A 13,792-nucleotide genomic window follows, 5' to 3' on the forward strand; every position below is an offset into this window, starting at 1 on the left:
TCCGTTTCGCGCCCGAAGCGGGCTCTCCGCACTGGAATCGCCCTTTCGAAGCTAGCCATTCGGCAAGGAGCTGCCAAGCCGATCGGCTAGGATGTGACTAGCCGCACGGCAAGTGTCGGACTAGTCGCCCGGCTAGTACCATGATGTGCTGCGGAGCGGCGCACTCCGCTTGACGAGGAGGGCGCGATGACGACCGTCGAACCGGTCGCGGACACCCGGACGAGGCTGCTCGCCACCGCGCTGCGGCTGTTCGCGGAGCATGGCGTGGAAGGCACGTCGCTGCAGATGATCGCGGACGAGCTTGGCGTCACGAAGGCCGCGGTGTACTACCACTTCAAGACGAAGGCGGAGATCACCGAGGCGGTCGCGGAACCGGGCATCCGGGAGCTGGACGAGCTGGTCGTCGAGGCGGCGAAGCACCGGCGGCACGGCGAGCGCGTGGACCACCTGCTGAACGGGTTCGTCGATCTCGTGGTGCGGCACCGGGTGCTGGTCGCGCTGTTCTCCAGCGACCCCGGCATCGACGCGGCGCTCGCGAAATCGGCGCACGGCGTCGAAGGGCTCAAACAGGCGCTGATCTCGATCGTGGCCGGTCCGGAGCCGGACGTGACCTCGCGCGTGTCGGCGATGGTGGCGTTCGTCGGCATCGCGATGGTCGGCGGGGAGCCGGATCTGGCCGAGGTGGACGACGACACCCTGCGCCGGGAGCTGCTCGGGGCGGCCAGGAAGCTGCTCGGCAGGCCGCGCCGCCGGGTCTGCTGATCTCAGTTATTGAGAATATCGTTGCAGTATTTGGGAATGATCTCTTAGCCTCGAACCATGCCTTCGGACAGCGCCTACGGTCAGGGTCACGCGGAAAGCGTTGTGCGGTCTCAGCATTGGCGCACCGTCGGCAATTCAGCGGCCTACCTCGCGCCGGAGCTGGTTCCCGGACGCAGTGTGCTGGACGTCGGCTGCGGCCCGGGGACGATCACGGTCGACATCGCCCGCCGGGTCGCCCCTGGTGAGGTTCTCGGCGTCGACCTGTCGGAAGCCGTTCTGGAGCAGGCGAGGGCCAACGCACAGCGCGAAGGGGTGACGAACGTCCGGTTCGAGCGCGCCGACATCACGTCGGCCGCTGACCTCGGCCGGTTCGACATCGTGCACGCGCACCAGGTGCTGCTGCACCTGACCGAGCCGGTGGAAACGTTGCGGCACATGCTGAAACTCGCCAAGCCCGGCGGTGTCGTCGCCGCGCGCGACACCGATTACGCCGCCGCGTTCTGGTGGCCGGCGGACTCGCGTCTGGACCGGTGGCTGGAGGTGTACCGCGCGGTCGCGCACGGCAACGGCTCCGAGCCGGACGCGGGGCGCAGGCTGCTGGCTTGGGCACACGCTGCCGGCGCGCACGACGTCACGCCGAGCGCCTCCATCTGGTGTCACTCCACGCCGGAGGAGCGGGCGTGGTGGGGCGGCATGTGGGCGGACCGGATCCTGAATTCCCGGATCGCCGAGCAGGCCGTGGAAGGCGGGTACGCGTCCGCCGCAGACCTCCGCGACATCTCCGAGGCGTGGCGCGCGTGGGCGGCCGACCCGGACGGCTGGTTCGCGATCCCGCACGGCGAAATCCTGTGCCGCGTCACCGAATCCGGCTGAGCGTCACTCTGGTGCGGTCAAGAACTCCGCTGGCACCGCGGCGGTGAGCCACACGCCGTTGTCACTGACCTGAAACGCGTGCCCCCGCGCGGCCATTTCCCCGGATGCGACCGTCAGCACCACCGGTTTCCCGTGCCGCGCCCCGACTTTCCACGCCGTTTCGCGGGTCGCCGACAGATGCACCGCATGCCGTTTCATCGGCCGCAGCCCCTCGGCCCAGATCGACGGCAGAAACCGCGTCGCCGTGCCGTGAAAGAGGATTTCCGGCGGCGGCGCGTCCGCCAGCTCCAGGTCGACGCGGACGCTGTGCCCCTGGCTGGCGCGGATCAACGTCCCCGTCTCGTCGAAGGCGAACCGCTGTTTGGCGCAGTTCGCGACGACCTCGTCCAATTCCGCGCGGCTCACCGGGAACCGGTTCCGGGCGAGCGCCGCCAGCAGGTCGGCGACCGGGACCCACCCGCCGGGGGCGAGGGTCAGCCCGAGCCCGCCGGGATCGTGGCGCAGGTGCCGGGACAGCCGTTTCGATACTCGTATTCGATATTTCTCGTTCATTGCTGCCTGAAGTAACCCACACCGGCCTGCCGGCGCGCAACGGAATTCAGATGCCGCCCTCCAGGACCGGGCGCAGTTTGCTCGCCCCGGGGCCGAAGCGGGCGAGTTCGTCGTCCGCGTTGTACAGGCCGCAGCTGCGCAGCGACAGGCATCCGCAGCCGACGCAGCCGGTCAGCCGGTCCCGCAGCCGCTGCAACGCGTCGATCCGGGCGTCGAGTTCGGTCTGCCATTCGCGCGACAGCCGGGCCCAGTCCGCCTTCGTCGGCGCGTGGTCCGCCGGGAGCGTCTCCAGCGCCGCGCTGATGTCCTCCAGCGACAGCCCGACCCGTTGTGCCGCGCGGATGAACGCGATCCGCCGCAGCACCGAACGCGAATAACGGCGCTGATTGCCCGCCGAGCGCTCGGAGGCGATCAGGCCGCGTTCCTCGTAGAACCGCAGCGCGGTGTGCGGGACCCCGCTGCGTTCCGCGACCTGCCCGATGCTCAGCTTGTCCGCCAACCTCGTCATTGGTCCAGGTTAGCGCTTGACCTTCAGTTTGGTCGAGGTTGCATCGTCGAGACCATGACCACCACACGCGCGCCGGGCTACGCGGACCTGCCCCGGCTGATTTCGCTGATGACCGGCGACGACAAACACCACGCGGCCGCGGAGTCCACAGTGGACGTCCTGTGGGTGCTGTTCGACCGCGTCCTGCGGCTCGGCCCGGAGACCGCCCGCAAACCGGGGCGCGACCGGTTCCTGCTGTCCAAGGGGCACGGGCCGATGGCGTACTACGCGGTGCTCGTCGCGAAGGGCTGGCTGGCCGAGGACGAACTGGCCGACTGGAGTTCCGCGCGTTCGCGGCTCGGCCACCATCCCGACCGGGTCCGCGCGCCCGGCGTCGAAATCTCCAGCGGTTCGCTCGGGCACGGCCTGCCGATCGCCGTCGGCGCCGCGCTCGGCCTGCGCGCCCGCCGGTTCAGCTCGCGCATCGTCACGCTGGTCGGCGACGCGGAACTCGACGAGGGCTCCAACCACGAGGCGATCGTCGTCGCCGCGCGGCTCGGGCTCGAAAAGCTGACCGCGGTGGTCGTGGACAACCAGTCCTCTACGCACGGCTGGCCCGGCGGCATCGCCCGCCGCTTCGAAACGGAGGGCTGGGCCGTGCGCACGGTGTCCGGCCGGGACCACGAAGCGCTGTACGACGCGTTCACCACCCCTCATCCCGGACGGCCGCTCGCCGTGGTCGCCGTCGTGGAACCGAAAGGCGCGCACTGATGCCGAACATGCGGGACACTTTCCTGTCCACCGCGGAGGAAATCGTCAACACCGACCCGGACGTGGCCGTCGTGCTCGCCGACATTTCGGCCGCGTCGCTCGCCGAGGCCGCGCGGCGGCATCCGGACCGGGTGATCAACGTCGGGATCCGCGAGCAGCTGCTCGTGAGCACCGGGGCCGGCCTCGCGCTCGCCGGGCTGCGGCCGATCGTGCACACCTTCAACGCGTTCCTCGTGGAGCGCGCGTTCGAACAGATCAAATTGGACCTCAGCCACCAGAATCTCGGCGCGGTGCTGGTGTCCTACGGCGCTTCCTACGACATGCCCGCGGAAGGCCGCACGCACCAGGCTCCCGGGGACGTCGCGCTGATCGACACCCTGCCCGGCTGGTACGTGCACGTGCCGGGGCATCCCGACGAGGCCCGGCGGCTGCTGTTCGATTCGGTGCCGGGGGACAGCCGGACGTACCTGCGCCTGTCCGCGCAGGAGAATTCCGAACCGCACCTCGGCGTCGGGCTCCAGCTGATCCGCGAGGGCGAGCGCGGCGTGGTGATCGCGGTCGGCCCGATGCTCGACCGGGTGCTGCGAGCGACCGCGGGCATGGACGTGACGGTGCTCTACACCTCGACGGTGCGCCCGTTCGATGTCGAAGGACTGCGCGCGGCGATGACCGACGTGGCCGACGTGGCGTTGGTCGAGCCCTATCTCAAGGGCACCTCCGCGCACTGCGTCACCGACGCGCTGGCGGACCGGCCGCACCGCTTGCTTGCTCTCGGCACCCGCCGGGACACCGAGGTGCGGATCTACGGGACGCTCGCCGACCACGACCTGGCGCACGGACTCGACGCGGGTTCGATCGCCTTGTCCCTTAAGGAATTTTTCACCGGATGAGCCGGAATCCCGGCAACGGCCAACCGCCCGGGGTCACCAGCCGCCGTCGGTGCGCCGCACGGGGTTCGCCGCGCGCGCGGTCGACCGGCGCGCGAGGTCGACCTCGGCGCGGGTCTTCTGCAGCGGGATGGTCAGCTCCCTGAACTGCGGGAACGGCACGCTGTCGATGTCTTCCCGCCAAGCTTGGAACATCCGGCAGAGCAGATCGGACTCGGACATCTCGTCCTCTTTCCGGGTCCGGGGCGCCGGCGGCGCCGCACGAGGTCGGGTAAGTACCCATTCGGGGCGGGAACGAAACGGGCGCGGAACGAAAATCTCCGGGGGACTACGCTCGGGGTGTGTCTCGTGTGGTGATCCTCGATTACGGCTCCGGAAACCTCCGCTCCGCCGAACGCGCCGTCGCGCGCGCGGGCGCCGAGGTGGAAGTGACCGCCGACCCGCAGGCCGCGCTCGAGGCCGACGGCCTCGTGGTGCCCGGCGTCGGCGCGTTCTCCGCGTGCATGAGCGGGCTGCTGAGCGTGCACGGGCACCGGATCATCGGCAAACGGCTCGCCGGCGGACGGCCGGTGCTGGGCATCTGCGTCGGCATGCAGATCCTGTTCTCCCGCGGCGTCGAGCACGGCGAGGAGACCGAGGGCACCGGCGAATGGCCGGGCGCCGTCGAGCGGCTGCACGCGGACGTCCTCCCGCACATGGGCTGGAACACCGTCCGCCCGCCCGCCGATTCGCAGCTGTTCGCCGGGATCGGCCCGGAGGAACGGTTCTACTTCGTGCACTCCTACGCCGCGCGGACCTGGGAACTGGACTCCGGCCTCGCCGGCCAGCAGCCGAAGGTGACCTGGGCGAACCACGGCGAGGACTTCGTCGCCGCGGTGGAGAACGGGCCGCTCTGGGCGACCCAGTTCCACCCGGAGAAGTCCGGCGACGCGGGGCGCAGCTGCTGCGCAACTGGCTCGGCACGCTGGGGTAGCGGCCCCCTGGGCGGTGTGCCCGGGGTCGGCAAGCCGGGCTGCTGGGTCGATGTGCTGCTGGTCACGCGAGTGTTCCAGTCCGCGGAGCAGCTCGGCACCGCACTTCTCCCCGGAAATTTCGGTGCGGCTGCGCCGAAATCGCGACACCTGGCAGCAGCGCTTCGCCGCGGACCGGCCCGTCCCGAGGTCGACGCGGTCTTCCGTCCGCGCCGCAGTCGCGCGCCGGGTCGCTGCCGCTGTCCGGCTTGGCGTGTATCCCCCGAGCGGTGCGCCGGACCCCGCCGCCTAATCTGTGCGCGTGACTTTCACGCTCCTTCCCGCAGTTGATGTCGCCGACGGCCAGGCGGTCCGTCTCGTCCAGGGCGAGGCAGGCACCGAGACCTCCTACGGCAGCCCGCTCGAAGCGGCCCTCCAGTGGCAGCGCGACGGCGCCGAGTGGATCCATCTGGTCGACCTCGACGCGGCGTTCGGCAAGGGCAGCAACCGCGAGCTGCTGGCCGACGTCGTCAAGCGGCTCGACGTGCAGGTGGAGCTGTCCGGCGGCATCCGCGACGACGCTTCGCTCGAGGCGGCGCTGGCCACCGGTGCGCGCCGGGTCAACCTCGGCACCGCGGCGCTCGAGGACCCGGACTGGACCGCGAAGGTCGTCTCCGAATACGGCGACCGCGTCGCGATCGGGCTCGACGTGCGGATCACCGAGGCCGGCCACCGGCTGTCCGCGCGCGGCTGGACGTCCGACGGCGGCGACCTGTGGGAGGTCCTGGAGCGGCTCGACCGCGACGGGGCCAGCCGGTACGTCGTCACCGACGTGAGCAAGGACGGCACGCTGCGCGGTCCGAACCTGGAGCTGCTGCGCGAGGTCACCGCCCGCACCGACGCGCCGGTGATCGCGTCCGGCGGAGTGTCCAGTGTGGACGATCTGCGCGCGCTGGCCGGACTGGCGTCGGACGGCGTCGAGGGCTCGATCGTGGGGAAGGCGCTGTACGCGGGCGCGTTCACCCTGCCGGAGGCGCTCGCGGCGGTCCGCTGAGCGCGGGAGTCGTTGCCGGGCAACGGGAAACCGGTGCCCGGGCTACTCCGCGACCTTGATCGCGATCCCGATCGTCCGCTCCGGCCCGCCGCGAAGACGGCTGAAGAACATCGTCACGCGTCCGATGACGCCGTAATCCCGCGCGATCACGCGGCGGACGCGGTCGGAGTCTGCGGCGTCGAGCAGCCGAGCCGTCCCGCTCACCTCCGCACCGTGCAGCCGGCGCCCGCGGACGTCGCACGCCTGCAGCCGGACCTCGCCGTTGTTGCGGATCCGCTTGACCTTGCCCGCCGTGCGTTCCGAGAACAGCACCAGCTCGTCTCCGTCGCGCGAAGCCCACACCGGGGTCGGGACTGCGCGGCCGTCGCGGCGGAAAGTGGTCAGCACGACGTACTTCTCAGCGCCAAGACGCTCCAATTCGGACATAGCCCTACGGTAGCCGTTGGCAGCGGTCCCGGGGCTCGCCGGAAGCAGCCGGCGCGCTGGCTAAAGTGCCGTGGTCGGCCACCTTCTGCATCACCACGTGTGTCGCCGCCACGTAGCCCCAGGTGAACAGGACGACCAGAGCCGCGGCGACGCCGAGGATCGCCTTCCGCCGCCCGGCGCGTCCGAGGAGCGCCGAAATCCCGGCTCCGGCGAGCAGGAACAGCACCAGCGAACTCACCTGCCACAGCGATACGCCCATTCCCGACCACGGCACGAGATTGCGCAGCCGGCAGGTCAGCTGCTCGCCCGCGGTGAGCTGCGCGAGGTAGTTGGCTCCCACGCACCAGGCCACCAGTACGGCGATGACCGCGGCACCGATGCCGACGGCGTGCGCGACCCGAGAAAGCGTGCTCCGAGACTCCCCCAGTTCGGACATGGCTTCACGGTAGCGGTCAGCGGCTGCCCAGCCAGCCGTAATCCGGTGCCGAATCGAGGACGATCCCGTCCGCCACCGCGACGAGCTGCTCGCGCGGGATCCGGCCGGACGCGGTCAGCCAGCGCCCCGACGACAGCCGCACGGTGACCAGCGCGTCAGCCGGTCCGGTGGCGGGCACGTAGGCCCCCGACACCCCGCGCACCTGCACCGGGACCGACCCGCCGAGCGCCGGGGAGCCGCCGCCGATGGTCACGCGCACCTTGCCGGCCGGGCCGCTCGCGTCGAGCACGGTCGTCGCGTTGTCGGAGCTGCTGCCGCGCACGGTCGTGGCCCCTTCGCGCATCCCGGCGGGCAGCGGGCCGAACCGGGCTTCGCCGCGGACGAGGACCGGATCGGCGGTCACGGAATCGGCGACCTGCTCGGCCACCGCTCGTGCGTCCGGAACGCCTTCGACCTTCGCGGTGAGCACGTGGTGGTCGTCCGGCATCCAGGTCAGCGTGGCGGCCGTGCTGACCGAACCGGTCACCATCGCGACCCGCCCGTGCACCACGACCTGGTCCGGCAGCGCCGCGATGCGCAGCGCGGTCTGCGCCCATTCCGGATCGGCCGTGGAATGCGCCGCGAGTTCCACCTGGCTCGCGCCGGACTGCCATTGCCGCACCTGCGTGGTGATCCCGGGCCCGCCGGAGCGGTACTGCTCGGTGAAACCGTCCGGCAGCCAGCCCGGCGTGTACCCGAGCACCGGACGTCCGGCGGCGGGCGTGAGCTGCGCGGGAGCCTCGGTCACCGCGTTGACCACGAACGGCACCCCGGCGGCGACCGCGATCACGGCGGCGGCCGCGGCGGCGAGCGCGAGACGAGGGCGGCGTTTGCGCTGCCGGGCCCGCGCGAGCGCGTTGAGCACCGCGTTGCCGTCAGGCGCCTGCTCCGCGAGCCGTTCGAGGCTGTCGCGCAGCAGCGTCTCGGTCTCGTTCGACGGGGTCATTCTCCTGCTCCGGTGGTGAGGGCGGACGGCAACGAAGGCAGGCCGGCGCGCAAGGTCGCCAGCGCGCGCGAGATCTGGCTGCGCACGGTCGAAACGCCGCAGCGGAGGAAATCGGCGATTTCGGCGTCGGTGTAGTTCTCGTAGTAGCGCAGCACGACCGCGGCGCGCTGTTTCCGCGGCAGCGTGGCCAGCAGGTCGAGCATTTCGTCGCGCTCGTCGTAGGCGGTGCTGGGATCCGCGGTCGGCGGCCCGAGCGCGTCGAGCACCGTGTGGTTCGACGGCACCACGCGGCGGGCGGCGCGGCGGCGCCACGACAGGTACTCGTTGGTGATCATCCGGCGGACGTAGGTGGGCGGCGAGTCGATCTTCGCCCAGCGCTGCTGGGCGCGCAGGAGCACGTCCTGCACGATGTCCTGCGCGAGATGCGGGTCGTCGGCCAGGACGGTCGCGTAGCGCAGCAGCCCGTCGAGGCGCTCCGCCACGAACTCGTCGAAACCGATGGTCACGATCATGAGACGCGCGAGACCCCGGAGTTGATGCATCGGATCCGGAAATAATCTCGGCGGCCGTCGTTCCCGGCTCCGCCGAGCGGCCGACTAGGCTGGTCCGCATGGCTGTGGCGGTTCGGGTGATTCCCTGTCTCGACGTCGACGCGGGCCGGGTCGTGAAGGGCGTCAACTTCGCCGACCTGCGCGACGCGGGCGACCCGGTGGAGCTGGCGCGGCGGTACGACGCCGAAGGCGCCGACGAGCTGACCTTCCTCGACGTCACCGCGTCCTCCGGCGACCGCGAAACGACGTTCGACGTGGTCCGCCGCACCGCTGAGCAGGTCTTCATCCCGCTCACCGTCGGCGGCGGCGTGCGCTCCACCGACGACGTCAACCGGCTGCTGCGCACCGGCGCGGACAAGGTGAGCATCAACACCGCCGCGATCGCCCGCCCGGAGCTGCTGCGCGAGGCGTCGCGCCGGTTCGGGGCGCAGTGCGTCGTGCTGTCGGTCGACGCGCGGCGGGTCCCCGAAGGCAGCGAACCGACGGAGTCCGGCTTCGAGGTCACCACGCACGGCGGCCGGCGCGGCACCGGCATCGACGCGGTGGAGTGGGCCGCGCGCGGCGAGGAACTCGGCGTGGGGGAGGTGCTGCTCAACTCGATGGACGCGGACGGCACCAAAACCGGCTTCGACCTCGAACTGATCGGCCTGGTCCGCAAGGCGGTGCGGGTCCCGGTGATCGCCAGCGGCGGCGCGGGCGCGACCGAGCACTTCCTGCCCGCCGTGGAAGCCGGCGCGGACGCGGTGCTCGCGGCGAGCGTATTCCACTTCGGACAGTTGACGATCGGCGACGTGAAGGGCGCGCTGCGCACCGGCGGGGTGGTCGTGCGATGAGCCTTTCTCCGGAGCTTTCCGCCCGGCTCAAGCGCAACGCGGACGGCCTGATCGCCGCGGTCGTGGTGGACCACGCGACGTCCGACGTGCTGATGATGGCCTGGATGAACGACGACGCGCTGGAATCCACGCTCACCACCCGGCGCGGGACGTACTGGTCGCGCAGCAGGCAGGAACTGTGGGTGAAGGGCGAGACCTCGGGCCACGTCCAGCACGTCCGCGAAGTCCGCATCGACTGCGACGGCGACACGGTGCTGCTGCGAGTGGACCAGACCGGCCCGGCTTGCCACACCGGAACGCACACGTGCTTCGACACCGACGACCGGCTGCTGCTCGCGGACGAGAGCGCGTGATGACCGTCGTCGCGAACGTGCTGATCGGGCTGGTCGCCCTGATCCACCTGTACATCGTGGTGCTGGAGATGGCCCTGTGGACCACGCCGCGGGCGCGGGCGGCGTTCGGCACCACCGAGGAATTCGCCCGCGAGAGCAAGACCTTGGCGGCGAATCAGGGGCTGTACAACGGGTTTCTGGCCGCCGCGCTGATCTGGGGTCTGATCGCGGCTGATCCGGCGGGCTTCCAGCTGAAGCTGTACGGCTTGGCTTGCGTGATCGTGGCGGGTCTTTACGGGGCGGCGACGTCGTCTAAGCGGATCTTGTTCGTGCAGGTGCTGCCGGGCGGGCTGGCGCTGGTCTTTCTGCTGCTGTCGCGCTGAGCCGGGGCTAAAGGTCCGAATCTTCGCGAAGCCCGGTGAGCGCGGAGCCGCAGCTGGGACAATTCGGCGAGACGACACTCTCGAAATCGCCCAGCACACAGCGCGCGCAGAACACCGTGGGGCAGGTCCGGCATTCCATGCCCACCCGTGGCCCGTAATAGCGAACGGCGGCATCGCCCGGATTCGCGCGCTCGACGGGGCAGCCGCATCTGCGGCAGTAGCTCATCTTCAAGGCGCGAAGCGTCCGCAGAGCTTGCGGATGACCGAGAAACGCCGCCCGCGCGAGGTGAATCTCGCCTTCGGCGGGCCGGCCGAGACGGCCGAGGACCATGCCGAGCGTGTTGTGCCCGTCGACGTGGTCAGGGGCAAGTTCGACGCATTTTCGGAGCGGCGCGGCCGCGGCTTCGGGATTGCCGGCTTCGGCCAGCGACGCGCCGAGCCGGAACTGCGCGTCGGCCGACCCCGGCTCAAGCGGGGCCGCCGCCTTTCGGCCACGCTTCGAGCGACGCGAGAATAAGCCCATCAGCGAACTCCGTTGGCAGGTCAGCCGATCGTCGCCGCGACGGTAGCGGCGGGTCGCCGGGAGGGGTCCCGAATCGCCGCTTCACGAGCCCCGCCTCAGTCGATGTCCCCGGTGAGATACCGCTGCAACGTAGGAGCCACCGCCGCGATCAGCGTGTCCACCTCCGCCGCCACCATCGGCGGGAACCGGGCCACGTACCGGATCAACCCGATCCCCACCATCTGCGACGCGCACAGCGCCACCCGCAGTTCGTGCCGGTCGCCGCCGAGGTCGCTCAGCAGTCCGGTGAAAAACTGGGAGAAGAACTCGCGCAGCACGGTGCTCGCCGCGTCGTGGCTGGCGATGCTGCGGATCAGCGCCTGGAACGTGTCGCCGCCGGCGCCGTCCCAGCGGGTCACGAACGTGTGCACGATCCGGACGCCCAGCTCCTCGACCGGGCCGTCGCCCAGGACCGTGACCAGTTCCGCCGGTTCGAACGGCAGTTTCAGCACCGCTTGGGCGAACAGGCCTTCCTTGCCGCCGAACCAATGGTTCACCATGGCCGCGTCGACGCCCGCCCGCGCGGCGATGGAGCGGACCGTCGCGCGTTCGTAGCCGTTCTCGGCGAACACCGCGCGGGCGGCTTCGAGCAGCACCGCGCGGGTGTCCTGACCAGCGGGACGGCGGCCGCGGCGGCGCGCGGTAGTGTCTTCGGTGCTCACCGGACCATCTTGACCGGTCGCCGCCTCGAATTCAACAGTCATTGAATTGAGAGCCCGCCGACCGCCGGATCCGGGCGTAGCGGCACAATGAGGCGCATGGTCAGCTCAGCAGCCACGTCCACGGCCGGGCCCGGCCCGGTCAGCCCGTCCCGCGCCGAGTTCCGCGCGCTGGCCGAGAGCCGCCGCGTGATCCCCGTGGTGCGCCGGGTGCTCGCCGACGGCGAGACCCCGCTGGGGATTTACCGGAAACTCGCCGCCGACCGGCCCGGCACGTTCCTCTTCGAATCGGCCGAGAACGGGAAATCGTGGTCGCGCTGGTCGTTCATCGGCGTGCGCAGCCCGGCCGCGCTCACCGTGCGCGACGGGAAAGCGGTCTGGACCGGCACGCCGCCGGTCAACCTGCCCTCCGAGGGCAACCCGCTGCAGGTGCTGCGCGCGACCGTCGAGGCGCTGCACACTGAACCGCTGCCCGGCCTGCCGCCGCTCACCGGCGGAATGGTCGGCTACCTCGGCTACGACTCCGTCCGCTGGCTGGAAAAGCTGCCCGAGCTGGCCGAACGGGACCTCGACATCCCCGAGCTGACCATGCTGCTGGCCACCGACCTCGCCGCGTTCGACCACCACGAGGGCACCGTCACGCTGATCGCCAACGCGGTCAACTGGGACGACTCGGCCGAGCGCGTGGACGCCGCGTATGACGATGCGCTGGCCCGGCTGTCCGCGATGACCGAACAGCTGCGGGTGCCCGCGCCGCCGACGGTCGCGACGTTCGACCGTCCGGTGCCGGAATTCCGCCGCCACCGCAGCAAGGAAGACTTCCACGCGGCCGTCGACAAGGCGGTCGAGGCGATCAAGGCCGGCGAAGCGTTCCAGGTCGTGCCGTCGCAACGGTTCGAGATCGAGACCGGGGCGGACGCGCTCGACGTGTACCGCGTGCTCCGCACCTCCAACCCGAGCCCGTACATGTACCTGCTGCGGCTGGAGGGCTTCGACATCGTCGGCTCCAGCCCGGAATCGCTGGTGACGGTGCGCGACGGCCGCGCCACCACGCATCCCATCGCGGGCACCCGCTGGCGCGGCGCGGACCCGGAGGAGGACGCGCAACTGGCCAAGGACCTGCTCGCGGACGAGAAGGAGCGCGCCGAGCACCTGATGCTCGTCGACCTCGGCCGCAACGACCTCGGCAAGGTCTGCAAACCGGGCACCGTGCACGTGGTCGACTTCTTCCAGATCGAGCGCTACAGCCACGTCATGCACATCGTGTCCACAGTGACCGGCGAGCTGAAGGACGACGCCACGGCGTTCGACGCGGTCACTGCCTGCTTCCCGGCGGGCACGCTGTCCGGCGCGCCGAAGGTGCGGGCGATGGAGCTGATCGAGGAACTGGAGCCGGTGCGCCGCGCGCTGTACGGCGGCGTGGTCGGCTACCTGGACTTCGCCGGCGACGCGGACACGGCGATCGCCATCCGCACCGCGCTGATGCGCGACGGGACCGCGTACGTCCAGGCGGGCGGCGGGGTGGTCGCGGACTCGGTCCCGGACTACGAGGACACCGAATCGCTCAACAAGGCCCGCACCGTGCTGTCCGCGATCGCCGCGGCGGGCACGATGGTCCCGGCGGGCGAACTGGACCCGGCAGAGGACGCGGCCGGTGTCTGAGCAGCCAGAGGAGGCGGAACCACGGCGCGGCGGCACTGAGGCGGAAGAGGCTGCTGTGACGCAAGGTGCGGCGAAAGCGGCCGCCCGCCGTCCACTGTGGACGATCATCGTCGCCCTGCTGCTCGGCGCTCTCGCCCTTTGGGGAGCTTCGCGGCTGGTGTGGTTCGCCGAGTTCCGCGACGAGGGTGTCCGCGGAACCGTCCTGTACACCGAACCCGGCGAACAGCGCGCCACCGCGCTCGTGCCGCTCGCGATCCTCGCGCTGGCGGGCGTCGCCGGGGCCATCGCCACCGGCGGCTGGCTGCGCCGGGTGCTCGGGATCGTGCTGGTGCTCGCCGGCGCCGCGGGTGTCTGGAACGGCTTGGACGGGATCAAATTCGGCGGCTTCGCGCCCGGGCTGCCCGGCACGGAAATCGTGCTCGGCCACCTGATCGCCGTGCTCGGCGGAATTCTCGTGGCCCTCGGCGGGTTGGCAGCGATCAAGTGGGCGGGAGCCGCGCGGAAGCTCGGGGCCCGTTACGCCGCACCGGGAGCCAAGGCCGTGCGGAAGGATCCGGACACCGAACTGTGGGAGGCGCTGTCGGAGGGGGACGACCCGACCGAGCCTCCGGATCCTCGTCGCTGAGC

Annotated in this window: 19 protein-coding genes and 1 pseudogene; 11 read left to right on the forward strand and 9 right to left on the reverse strand. The window is 70.9% G+C overall.

All coding sequences use genetic code 11. From position 1 onward, the window contains the following. Positions 1–186 precede the first annotated feature (186 nt). Together RPX00_RS24840 and RPX00_RS24845 are read left to right on the forward strand one after the other, a co-directional pair. On the forward strand, positions 187–762 hold the full coding sequence (locus tag RPX00_RS24840; protein WP_406628909.1) for a TetR/AcrR family transcriptional regulator: 576 nt from the start codon (positions 187–189) through the stop codon (positions 760–762). 57 nt (positions 763–819) lie between these two features. After that, positions 820–1,635, forward strand: coding sequence for a class I SAM-dependent methyltransferase (locus RPX00_RS24845; RefSeq protein ID WP_406628911.1), 816 nt, complete (start codon positions 820–822; stop codon positions 1,633–1,635). Between the two features lie 3 nt (positions 1,636–1,638). On the opposite strand, the gene RPX00_RS24850 is transcribed toward RPX00_RS24845, so the two are convergent. Both RPX00_RS24850 and soxR read right to left on the reverse strand, forming a co-directional pair. Further along, positions 1,639–2,187, reverse strand: coding sequence for an RNA 2'-phosphotransferase (locus RPX00_RS24850; RefSeq protein ID WP_406628914.1), 549 nt, complete (start codon positions 2,185–2,187; stop codon positions 1,639–1,641). 46 nt (positions 2,188–2,233) lie between these two features. After that, positions 2,234–2,695, reverse strand: coding sequence for a redox-sensitive transcriptional activator SoxR (soxR, locus tag RPX00_RS24855; protein ID WP_406628915.1), 462 nt, complete (start codon positions 2,693–2,695; stop codon positions 2,234–2,236). A 54-nt stretch (positions 2,696–2,749) separates the two neighbouring features. Here soxR and RPX00_RS24860 point away from each other — a divergent pair, with 54 nt between their 5' ends. Together RPX00_RS24860 and RPX00_RS24865 are read left to right on the forward strand one after the other, a co-directional pair. Beyond that, a complete protein-coding gene (locus tag RPX00_RS24860) occupies positions 2,750–3,445 on the forward strand; it encodes a thiamine pyrophosphate-dependent enzyme (RefSeq protein ID WP_406628917.1) in 696 nt (231 codons plus the stop codon). Then, entirely contained in the window at positions 3,445–4,335 is an 891-nt protein-coding gene (locus tag RPX00_RS24865; RefSeq protein ID WP_406628918.1) for a transketolase family protein, read from the forward strand. Before RPX00_RS24860 ends, RPX00_RS24865 begins: the two co-directional genes overlap by 1 nt. Before the next feature lie 33 nt (positions 4,336–4,368). Here the strand turns inward: RPX00_RS24865 and RPX00_RS24870 are convergent, their stop codons facing one another. Further along, on the reverse strand, positions 4,369–4,554 hold the full coding sequence (locus RPX00_RS24870) for a hypothetical protein (protein ID WP_406628920.1): 186 nt from the start codon (positions 4,552–4,554) through the stop codon (positions 4,369–4,371). A 128-nt stretch (positions 4,555–4,682) separates the two neighbouring features. Here RPX00_RS24870 and hisH point away from each other — a divergent pair. Together hisH and priA are read left to right on the forward strand one after the other, a co-directional pair. Then, a pseudogene (gene hisH / locus RPX00_RS24875) lies at positions 4,683–5,305 on the forward strand (imidazole glycerol phosphate synthase subunit HisH). Positions 5,306–5,604: 299 nt separating this feature from the next. Then, positions 5,605–6,336 carry a bifunctional 1-(5-phosphoribosyl)-5-((5-phosphoribosylamino)methylideneamino)imidazole-4-carboxamide isomerase/phosphoribosylanthranilate isomerase PriA gene (priA, locus tag RPX00_RS24880; protein WP_116202272.1) on the forward strand — a complete coding sequence of 244 codons (732 nt, stop codon included), beginning with the start codon at positions 5,605–5,607 and terminating at the stop codon, positions 6,334–6,336. Positions 6,337–6,378: 42 nt separating this feature from the next. On the opposite strand, the gene RPX00_RS24885 is transcribed toward priA, so the two are convergent. Genes RPX00_RS24885 through RPX00_RS24900 form a run of 4 tightly spaced genes read right to left on the reverse strand, consistent with a single transcriptional unit; the run spans position 6,379 to position 8,695 of the window. Next, complete coding sequence (locus RPX00_RS24885; protein WP_406628922.1) at positions 6,379–6,762, reverse strand: PPOX class F420-dependent oxidoreductase; 384 nt, start codon at positions 6,760–6,762, stop codon at positions 6,379–6,381. Between the two features lie 4 nt (positions 6,763–6,766). After that, complete coding sequence (locus tag RPX00_RS24890) at positions 6,767–7,198, reverse strand: hypothetical protein (RefSeq protein WP_406628924.1); 432 nt, start codon at positions 7,196–7,198, stop codon at positions 6,767–6,769. Positions 7,199–7,214: 16 nt separating this feature from the next. Next, positions 7,215–8,183, reverse strand: coding sequence for a hypothetical protein (locus RPX00_RS24895; RefSeq protein WP_406628926.1), 969 nt, complete (start codon positions 8,181–8,183; stop codon positions 7,215–7,217). Next, on the reverse strand, positions 8,180–8,695 hold the full coding sequence (locus RPX00_RS24900) for a SigE family RNA polymerase sigma factor (protein ID WP_406628927.1): 516 nt from the start codon (positions 8,693–8,695) through the stop codon (positions 8,180–8,182). Before RPX00_RS24900 ends, RPX00_RS24895 begins: the two co-directional genes overlap by 4 nt. A 98-nt stretch (positions 8,696–8,793) precedes the next feature. Between RPX00_RS24900 and hisF the strand changes: the two genes are divergently transcribed. Genes hisF through RPX00_RS24915 form a run of 3 tightly spaced genes read left to right on the forward strand, consistent with a single transcriptional unit; the run spans position 8,794 to position 10,282 of the window. Next, the gene (hisF, locus tag RPX00_RS24905; protein ID WP_378312717.1) at positions 8,794–9,567 is read left to right on the forward strand and encodes an imidazole glycerol phosphate synthase subunit HisF; all 774 of its coding nucleotides are present in this window, start codon (positions 8,794–8,796) and stop codon (positions 9,565–9,567) included. After that, positions 9,564–9,920 carry a phosphoribosyl-AMP cyclohydrolase gene (gene hisI, locus RPX00_RS24910; RefSeq protein WP_406628929.1) on the forward strand — a complete coding sequence of 119 codons (357 nt, stop codon included), beginning with the start codon at positions 9,564–9,566 and terminating at the stop codon, positions 9,918–9,920. The genes hisF and hisI overlap by 4 nt, the downstream gene beginning before the upstream one ends. Then, positions 9,920–10,282 (forward strand): DUF1304 domain-containing protein, encoded by a 363-nt coding sequence (locus tag RPX00_RS24915; RefSeq protein ID WP_344268118.1) that lies wholly within the window; start codon positions 9,920–9,922, stop codon positions 10,280–10,282. Before hisI ends, RPX00_RS24915 begins: the two co-directional genes overlap by 1 nt. A gap of 7 nt (positions 10,283–10,289) precedes the next feature. Here the strand turns inward: RPX00_RS24915 and RPX00_RS24920 are convergent, their stop codons facing one another. Together RPX00_RS24920 and RPX00_RS24925 are read right to left on the reverse strand one after the other, a co-directional pair. Then, the gene (locus RPX00_RS24920) at positions 10,290–10,805 is read right to left on the reverse strand and encodes a hypothetical protein (RefSeq protein WP_406628932.1); all 516 of its coding nucleotides are present in this window, start codon (positions 10,803–10,805) and stop codon (positions 10,290–10,292) included. A 95-nt stretch (positions 10,806–10,900) separates the two neighbouring features. Further along, positions 10,901–11,506, reverse strand: coding sequence for a TetR family transcriptional regulator (locus RPX00_RS24925; RefSeq protein WP_406628934.1), 606 nt, complete (start codon positions 11,504–11,506; stop codon positions 10,901–10,903). Positions 11,507–11,602: 96 nt separating this feature from the next. Between RPX00_RS24925 and RPX00_RS24930 the strand changes: the two genes are divergently transcribed. Next, complete coding sequence (locus tag RPX00_RS24930) at positions 11,603–13,165, forward strand: anthranilate synthase component I (RefSeq protein ID WP_406628936.1); 1,563 nt, start codon at positions 11,603–11,605, stop codon at positions 13,163–13,165. A 106-nt stretch (positions 13,166–13,271) separates the two neighbouring features. Beyond that, on the forward strand, positions 13,272–13,790 hold the full coding sequence (locus RPX00_RS24935; RefSeq protein ID WP_406643068.1) for a Trp biosynthesis-associated membrane protein: 519 nt from the start codon (positions 13,272–13,274) through the stop codon (positions 13,788–13,790). Positions 13,791–13,792: the final 2 nt, after the last annotated feature.

This window comes from Amycolatopsis sp. WGS_07 (assembly GCF_045278895.1).
In the GTDB taxonomy this organism is placed as follows: Bacteria; Actinomycetota; Actinomycetes; order Mycobacteriales; family Pseudonocardiaceae; genus Amycolatopsis.